The sequence below is a fragment of the Neobacillus drentensis genome (assembly GCF_036966985.1).
In the GTDB taxonomy this organism is placed as follows: Bacteria; Bacillota; Bacilli; order Bacillales; family Cytobacillaceae; genus Neobacillus; species Neobacillus drentensis_E.
This window is the reverse complement of the sequence record NZ_JBALSN010000194.1, coordinates 33,125-34,986: the sequence shown is the minus strand read 5'-3', so window position 1 is coordinate 34,986 and position 1,862 is coordinate 33,125. Positions and strand designations below refer to the sequence as shown.

Annotated in this window: 1 protein-coding gene; it reads left to right on the top strand. The window is 35.3% G+C overall.

Features of this window, described 5'->3' with window-relative positions:
• Nucleotides 1–135 precede the first annotated feature (135 nt).
• The coding region (locus tag V7659_RS13340) for a hypothetical protein (RefSeq protein ID WP_335540401.1) at nucleotides 136–1,862 on the top strand (1,727 nt) is incomplete at its 3' end.

Here is a 1,862-nt window from a genome sequence, read left to right as displayed (position 1 = left end):
CTGAGATTCCTAGGGGGTTTCTTTATTAAGGAGAAAGTACTAGAAATATATTTTGTGTAAATAGGATATATATCCCATTTAATATGGTAAGATAGTTATTGGATAAAAAATTCCAATAGGGGGAAGGAATCGAAGTTGAAAAAGATATTCATAACTATGTTTATTTTATTACTGTCATTTACCTTTTCGGTGAATGCTGCCTTTGCAGAGAAATCTGATTTAAAAGCTGGGTTTAAGAAACAGGATAACCAAGTAGTAACAGAAGTGGAACCAAATGATACGATTGAGGAAGTAAATCAGACCATTCACACTCTAGATGAAGTTCATGGAACTATTAGTGAAGAAGACAAAGATCTTTACAGATTAGAAATGCAAAGAAAAGGCGAGTTTACGTTATACTCATTTTTAGGCAATGATGAGTCTTATGATAACCACTATTATTATGATGATTATGCAATAACTATCTATGATGTGAACGGTAATTCCGTAGCCAGCAGTGATTATTTTTATGATGATGAAACTGATTATTATTATAGGTATTTGAATACAAACTTAGAAAAAGGAACTTATTATATCTCTGTAAATACAGATGAATATTCCTACATGGGGAGCCAGTCTTATTACCTCTGGCCCGAAGTATCATATGACGCAGATTTTACAATCAATAGCCTAACTGCAAATCTACCTACGCCTCAAATCGAACGGAAAGCGATAACCTTTCAAGCAAGTGCAAGTAAAACGGGGCTTCAATATCAATATTCTATTCAAAATAAAATTGTCGAAACATTCAGTACGGCAAATGCCTACCAATGGACACCAACAGCCCCAGGTACATATAAGATAAAAGTTGAGGTAAGAGATCCTGCATTTCCTAGTGCAGTAGTGGTAAAGGAAATATCATATACAATTACAGCTTATAAGCCTGATTTTTCGATCACTTCTTTTACACCAAATATTAAATCTCCCTACCTAACCGGTAAGACGATTAGCTTATTGGCGAAGACCAATAAAAGTGGCCTTCAATATCAATTTTCTGTGAACGGAAAGGTAGTCCAATCTTTCGGAGCAAAAACCTATTATTCATGGAAACCTACTCGTGCAGGAAGATATTACCTCAAAGTGGAGGTTCGCAGGTCCCAGTATCCAAACCGAATTGTCTCAAAGCAAATGAGCTACGATATTACCGAAGGAAAGGTCTATGTAACTTCATTAAAAGCAAATATGACCTCCCCTCGTCCCACTTCAACATCGATTAAATGGACGGCAGCGGGAAAAGGCGTAAATCTTGAATACAAATTTAGTGTCTACCAAAATAAAAAATGGAAAACCATTCAGAACTATTCAACAAGAAACTACACCTATTGGAAACCGAAAAGTGCTGGGGCTGCAAAGGTGCAGGTAACAGTCCGAAGCAAATTATCTAAAAAGACAGCAACGAAAACAGGCAATTTTACAATCTTTAAGCCATCGTACTTCTCAACACCGTCGTTAAAATCAGATATTAGCACAAAACAGGCGGCTGGAAAGTATTTTTACTTCACATCAAAATCATCTGGAAAGTATCTGGAATATCGTTTCAGGATTTATAATGGATATTCTTGGTACACGATTCAGAATTACTCTAGCAGTAAATCAGTCTATTGGTATGCCGGATACGAGGGGAACTATAAAATCGCGGTTGATGTACGTCAAAAAGGAACCAATAAGATAAAGACGAAAAAGCTTTCATTGGATATTAGAGAAGCCCCTTATAATGAAATGTCATATAATTACAATTATTATTATAATTATGGAAGCATGACCTTTAAAAATTATGGATACAACAATATCAAAGTAACCAAAATCTCGTTTACAAATAACGG